Annotated in this window: 5 protein-coding genes and 1 pseudogene; 2 read left to right on the top strand and 4 right to left on the bottom strand. The window is 67.0% G+C overall.

Annotation, left to right across the window (positions count from 1 at the left end; genetic code table 11):
• Positions 1–180: 180 nt before the first annotated feature.
• On the top strand, positions 181–690 hold the full coding sequence (locus tag KZA10_RS07165) for a hypothetical protein (RefSeq protein ID WP_218682519.1): 510 nt from the start codon (positions 181–183) through the stop codon (positions 688–690).
• 53 nt (positions 691–743) lie between these two features.
• A complete protein-coding gene (locus tag KZA10_RS07160; RefSeq protein ID WP_017829513.1) occupies positions 744–1,757 on the top strand; it encodes an aldo/keto reductase family protein in 1,014 nt (337 codons plus the stop codon).
• 118 nt (positions 1,758–1,875) lie between these two features.
• On the opposite strand, the gene KZA10_RS07155 is transcribed toward KZA10_RS07160, so the two are convergent.
• The 4 genes and pseudogenes from KZA10_RS07155 to KZA10_RS07140 all read right to left on the bottom strand — a co-directional run.
• A complete protein-coding gene (locus tag KZA10_RS07155; RefSeq protein ID WP_017829512.1) occupies positions 1,876–2,796 on the bottom strand; it encodes a carbohydrate ABC transporter permease in 921 nt (306 codons plus the stop codon).
• Positions 2,793–3,755 carry a carbohydrate ABC transporter permease gene (locus KZA10_RS07150; RefSeq protein ID WP_218682518.1) on the bottom strand — a complete coding sequence of 321 codons (963 nt, stop codon included), beginning with the start codon at positions 3,753–3,755 and terminating at the stop codon, positions 2,793–2,795. The genes KZA10_RS07155 and KZA10_RS07150 overlap by 4 nt, the downstream gene beginning before the upstream one ends.
• Before the next feature lie 3 nt (positions 3,756–3,758).
• Positions 3,759–5,069: a sugar ABC transporter substrate-binding protein gene (locus KZA10_RS07145; protein ID WP_218682517.1), complete on the bottom strand. Its 1,311-nt coding sequence runs from the start codon at positions 5,067–5,069 to the stop codon at positions 3,759–3,761.
• Positions 5,070–5,127: 58 nt separating this feature from the next.
• Positions 5,128–5,434, bottom strand: a pseudogene (locus KZA10_RS07140) (aminotransferase); the annotation flags it as partial.

Raw genomic sequence — 5,434 nt, 5'->3', positions numbered from 1 at the left:
CAACGCACGGCGTCTCGGTCGCGGGGAGCGCGGCGTTCGCGGTATCCGCGTCGCCGGACGACCACATCCGCATCCCGTTCACCGCCCCCGACGACGTGCTGGCAGAGGGGATCCGCCGACTCGGAGCGGCCTGGCGCGAGTATCGGGAGACTCTCGGGATGTCCTCTTAGGCTGACCCGCATGACTCGGATGCAGCGTCGGACCATGCGGATGCAGACGCTGTGGATCTCGATCGTCGGCGTGCTCGCCGTCACGATCTATGCCGCGCTCGCCGCGGTGCAGATCCTGGTGCTCAATCCACTCGCCGCCGCTCCCGGTAGATCACTCGACGAGATCCATGCGGAGATGTCGAACGCCGGTGAGAGCCTGATGCCGGGCCAGGCGTTCTTCATCCTCGGTGTCGGCATCGCCCTGGCTGTGGCGCTCGCGGTCGTCGCGGTATGCACCGCTGCGCATCCGCTGATCCCGGCGATGGGTTTCCTGGTGCTGCTGATGCTCGGGGCGGGGGGTTACTTCATCGCCTCGTTCGGCGCCGGCATGGGACTCGCCGACGCCTTCGGCATCGGCGGGGGCGACTACTCGCCATGGGCACGCCCCCTCTATGCCGTGAGTGCGCTCTCCGCCGTCGCGCTCGTCGTCGTCGGAGTCATGGCCGCGGTACGACCACGCTCCGCTCCTGCGGCCGCCTGACCTCTTCCCTCGCATCCGGCCCGGCCATAGTGGGCAGCCAGTAGCGTTGATCCATGGTCAACTATCGCTATCTCGGCAACAGCGGTCTCAAGGTCTCGGAGATCACCTACGGCAACTGGGTCACCCACGCCTCACAGGTCGGCGACGACGCCGCCGTGAAGACCGTGCATGCCGCCCTCGACGCCGGCATCACCACCTTCGACACCGCCGACACCTACGCCAACACGGCCGCGGAGGTCGTGCTCGGCAAGGCGCTGGAGGGTCAGCGCCGCGAGGGGCTGGAGATCTTCACGAAGGTCTACTTCCCGACCGGCCCCAAGGGACCGAACGACACCGGCCTGAGCCGCAAGCACATCTTCGAGTCGATCAACGGCTCGCTCACGCGCCTCGGCACCGACTACGTCGACCTGTACCAGGCACACCGCTTCGACTACGAGACCCCGCTCGAGGAGACGTTCCAGGCCTTCGCCGACGTCGTCCGCCAGGGCAAGGCGCTCTACATCGGCGTCTCGGAGTGGACCGCGGAGCAGCTGCGCGAGGGGCATGCTCTCGCCAAGCAGCTCGGCATCCAGCTCATCTCGAACCAGCCCCAGTACTCGATGCTGTGGCGTGTCATCGAGGGCAAGGTCGTGCCGGCATCCGAAGAGCTCGGCATCTCGCAGATCGTCTGGTCGCCGATGGCGCAGGGCGTGCTCAGCGGCAAGTACCTCCCTGGTCAGCCGGTGCCAGAGGGCTCGCGTGCGACCGACCCCCACAGCGGCGCCGACTTCATCAAGAGCTTCCTGCAGGACGACATCCTCACCGCCGTCCAGCGCCTCAAGCCGATCGCCGAGCAGGCGGGCCTGTCGATGCCGCAGCTCGCGATCGCGTGGGTGCTGCAGAACCCGAACGTGGCAGCGGCCCTTGTCGGAGCCTCGCGTCCGGAGCAGCTCGCCGAGACCGTCAAGGCCTCTGGCGTGAAGCTCGACGCCGACACCATGACCGCGATCGACGAGGCCCTGGGCGACACGGTCAACCGCGATGCGGAGGCGACGTACTCGACCTCCCCGAAGACGCGCCTGGTCTGAGTGTCCTGATCTGAGTGTCCTGATCTGACGCCGAGACCCATCGGTAGCGTCGAGACCCACCCCCGCTGACGTATGCGGGGGTGGGTCTCGACGTTGGGCGTGGGTCTCGGCGCTCGCCTTACTCCTTGACGGCGCCGGCGGTCAGGCCCTGCACGATCCAGCGGCTCGCGAGAGCGAACATCGCCATGGTCGGCAGGATCGTCAACACCGCGGCGGCACTCATCGAGCCCCAGTCGATGTTGAAGGTGGAGATGAAGCCGTTCAGCGCCGAGGGCACGGTGCGGTTCGCGTCGGTGTTCATCAGCACGACCGACAGGAACAGCTCGTTCCAGCAGTTGACGAAGTTGAAGATGAACGCCGCGATGATGCCGGGGGTCATCACCGGGACGAGCACGCGGAACAGAGCGCCCAGGCGTGAGCATCCGTCGATCATCGCCGCCTCTTCGAGCGCATCCGGCACGTTCTCGAAGAAGCCCCGCAGCATGACGGTCGAGAACGGGATGCAGATCGCGATGTACACGAGGATGAGCCCCGGCTTGGTGTCGACCAGGCCGAGGTCGGTCATCATCGAGTAGAGGGGCCCGAGCGCGATGAACGCCGGGATCATCTGGGTCAGCAGGAACGCGATCAGGATCGCCCCCTTGCCGCGGAACTCGAACCGGGCCAGCACGTACGCGCTCAACAGGGCGATGAGGGTGGCCACGGCACCGCCGACGACCGCGACCAGGGCGGAGTTGCCGAGGAAGACCCCGAACGAGCTCTTCTGGAACAGGCTGATGTAGTTCTCGAGCGACGGCTCGCTCGGCCAGTACTCGATCGGGAAGCGGTTGATCGTGCCCGGCGACTTGATCGACGTCAGCGCGATCCAGTACAGCGGGAACAGTGTGATCACGAGCCAGAGTCCCAGGCCCACGACACGGACGATGCCGCCGATCGTGACGCGCGGCTTCGGGCGCGGTGCGGATGCCGGGTCGGGCACGGTGATGCGGCGGGTCTCGGTGATCGAGGAGCCCGTCCGCGAGGCGTCTGTCATGGTCATCGCTGCACTCTCCGCATCGCCATCAGGTAGAACGCGCAGAACACGAACAGGACCGCCATCACGATGAGGCCGATCGCGCTCGCGAAGCCGTAGTTGCCCTGTTGGGTGTAGTTGATCATCCAGGTCGTGATGATGTGCGTCTGGTTGGCGGGTCCGCCGTTGGTCATCGCGTAGATGATGTCCGGGAAGTTGAAGATCCAGATCACGCGCAGCAGGATCGTCAGCAGCAGCGTCATCGAGATGTACGGGATGATGATCGAGAACAGCTGACGGAACTTGCCGGCGCCGTCGAGGCTCGCCGCCTCCAGCATCTCGTCGGGGACCGACTGCAGGGCCGCGAGGATCATGATCGCGAAGAACGTCACCCCGTACCAGACGTTCGCGACGATCACCGCGAACATCGCGAGCTTCGGGTCGGCCAGCCAGGGCAGCGGTGCATCGATCAGCCCGGCCTTCATGAGCAGGTCGTTGACCACGCCGAACTCGGCGTTGAACATCCAGCGGAAGAGCATGCCGATGAGGAAGCCCGACACCGCCCACGGGAAGAACACGAGCGCCTGGTAGAGCCCGCGGAAGCGGAACCTCTTGCGCAGGGCGAGCGCGATCAGGAACCCGATCACGAGCTGCGGAACGAGCGAGCCGACGACCCACAGCACGGAGTTTCCCGCGACGGTCGGGAACGCCGGATCGCGGAACACGGCGAGGAAGTTGTCGAAGCCCACGAACGGCGTCGACGTGAGATCCCACAGGTTCCAGTCGTGGAAGGCCATGCGCGCGCCCTGCAGCATCGGCCAGTAGGTGAACCAGCAGACGAAGACGATTGCCGGCGCGAGGAAGGCCAGCAGCGTCCATGCCTGGCGGCCGCGGAACGGGCGCCGGCGCGATGCCGGGGAGGCCCCGACGACTGCCTGCTGCGAAGCAGTGCCGACGGAGCCTCCCTTGTGAGCGGTGCGGGCCACAGGTCAGCCCTTTTCCGAGGCGTACTTCTCGGTCCAGAACGCATCCCACGACGCCAGCAGGTCGCTGGTCGACATGTTGCCCAGCAGCACGTTCTGCACGTCCTGGTCGGACTTCTGGATCCACTCGGTCCACCAGCTGACCCCGCGCGGCTGACGCACGTTGACGTAGGTCTCCGGGTCTTCCGTCATGGTGACGTAGCTGGTCCACGGGCCCGACGAGTAGAAGTCATCATCTGCCGCGGCCGTGATGATCGGCACCAGGCTGTTGGCCTGGGCGAACTCGGTGGCGGGCTCGGCCGACGAGAGGAACTCGACCAGCTTGACGGCCGCCTCCTTGTTCTCGCTGTTCTCGGCCACGCCCCAGCCGGCGACGGCGAGCGGCTGGGCGGCCTTGCCCGACGGGCCGACGAGCAGCGGAGCGGTGTCCCACTGGTCCTCGGTCAGCGAGGAGTCCTGCACGGTCGCGATGACCTCGGGGTCCTGCAGCAGGAAGGCGGTGGTGCCGTTCGTGAAGCCGGCGACCATCTCGGGGTAGCCCCATGAGACGGCGGAGGGTGGGGAGGCCTTCTTGAAGAGGTCGAAGTAGTCGTCGACGGCATCCTGCGCCTCGGGGGCGGCGAAGATCGTCGAGCCGTCCTCCATCAGGAACGCATCGTCGACGTCGAGTCCGTCGATCGTGTACGCCTCGATGGCCGCGACCACGTTGCTGTTGGCGTTCTGGCCGCCGCGGAAGGCGTAGCCGTAGATGTTGTTCGACGGGTCCTGGATCGCACTGGCCTGCTCGAGCAGGTCCTTCCAGCTGTGCGGCGGGCCGTCGAACCCGGCGTCCTTCACGAGGTCGGTGCGGTAGAACAGCGACAGCCCGTAGAAGCCGTAGGGAACGAAGTAGCTCTTGCCGTCGGCGGCGACCGAGGCGGACTGGGCGTTGTCGGTCAGGGCGTCCCAGCCGTCCCACTTCTCGAGGTCGGGGCCCAGGTCGTACAGCCAGCCGTTGTTCGCGAACGGTCCGACGGTGATGTCGCGCACCTCCAGAACGTCGACGCCCTTGCCGGACTGCAGCATCTGCTGGATCTTCGCGTCGGCCTGCTCGGTGGGAGGGGAAACCAGGTTGACCGTGATCTTCGGGTTCGCCTTCTCGAAGTCGTCGAGCAGCCCGCGCACGAGCTCGGTGCGGGCGGGGTTGGTCAGGCTCTCGACCATCTGCAGGGTGACGGCGCCGTCGGCGGACGGGCCGGAACTTGCGGAACAGCCGGTGAGAGCGAGGACGGCGACGGTGCCGAATCCCGCTGCGGTCGTCAAGATCTTGTTCTTCACGATGTGCCTCTCGGTGGGGTGGGGGTGGATGTTGCGGTCGGGCGGGGGACGGACGCGGTCAGGGAAGGACGAGGGAGTCGGCGCGGCGGATGCCGGCGCGGCTGAGGATCTGCGGGACGCAGCGCTCGACGAAGGCCTCGTAGTCGGCGGCCTCGTTGTAGAGGTGGGCGGAGAGTCGGAAGTAGCCGACGCCGCGGAAGCTGGTGAAGGCCGTCTCGACGCCCACCTCGTCGAGCAGGTCCATGCGCAGGGCATCGGCCTCTTCGCGGGTCGCGCCGAGCCCGAGCGGAAGGCGCACGAGTCGCATCGACGGCACGGGCGAGGGGAGCGGGGTGAGCGGGTCTTCGTCGCCGTAGGGGCGCAGG

Source organism: Microbacterium sp. BF1 (genome assembly GCF_019279095.1).
Taxonomy (GTDB): Bacteria; Actinomycetota; Actinomycetes; order Actinomycetales; family Microbacteriaceae; genus Microbacterium; species Microbacterium maritypicum.
The sequence above is the reverse complement of the archived record's forward strand: the minus strand, read 5'-3'. Positions and strand labels throughout refer to the sequence as shown.